The organism is Paenibacillus sp. E194 (assembly GCF_000935845.1).
Taxonomy (GTDB): Bacteria; Bacillota; Bacilli; order Paenibacillales; family Paenibacillaceae; genus Paenibacillus_B; species Paenibacillus_B alvei_B.
Map to the genome: position 1 here is coordinate 1 of NZ_JMDX01000545.1, position 610 is coordinate 610.

Consider the following 610-nt stretch of genomic DNA (forward strand, 5'->3'; position numbering starts at 1 on the left):
TGCTTGTGTGTAAACTTCGCCCAAGATGATGTCAATTGCATCTTGATACAAGCTCTCTACACCATATTTTGCTTCGAAAATTGGGCGAGGTACGCGACCTTTGCGGAAGCCAGGAACGTTAACACGCTTGGACACTTTTTTGAATGCCAAGTCCAATCCTTCTGCTACGCGATCTTCATTAACCTCTACTTCCAATACCCCAATGTTCTTCTCTATTTTTTCCCAAGTTGCTTTCATTTTATGCCTTCCCCTCCAAAAAAAAGATCATGGCTAGAGTGTACCTAACATAACACGTCCAGAATAACCATTTTAGTATAGCCGACTACGATAACTTTTTCAAGGAGGGCGTCATTCCCACATTCGGCCTTCTCCAAAAGCGCTAGCGACCGTTCATTGCTTAGCCTCAGATCCTATGATTGCACGCGCAATGATCGATTTAATGATCGGAGCGCCAGCTCATATTGCACACGCAGTTCATTCGTGATACCGTACAGCTGCTTCACTTCCACTTCTTCGTCGACACGCAGCATTCGAGCCACGATGAAATGCAGCGCCGCCGCCCAAGCGTTCGAATCCTCTTGCCTATGCCCGCACAACTGTTCATAGGATG

General features: G+C 46.6%; 1 protein-coding gene and 1 pseudogene. Both read right to left on the minus strand.

The features are described from left to right. Nucleotides 1–237 (minus strand): trigger factor family protein (locus AZ66_RS29475; protein WP_044358233.1); only part of this gene is annotated, 237 nt, incomplete at its 3' end. A gap of 173 nt (nucleotides 238–410) precedes the next feature. Further along, nucleotides 411–610, minus strand: a pseudogene (locus AZ66_RS32280) (hypothetical protein); the annotation flags it as partial.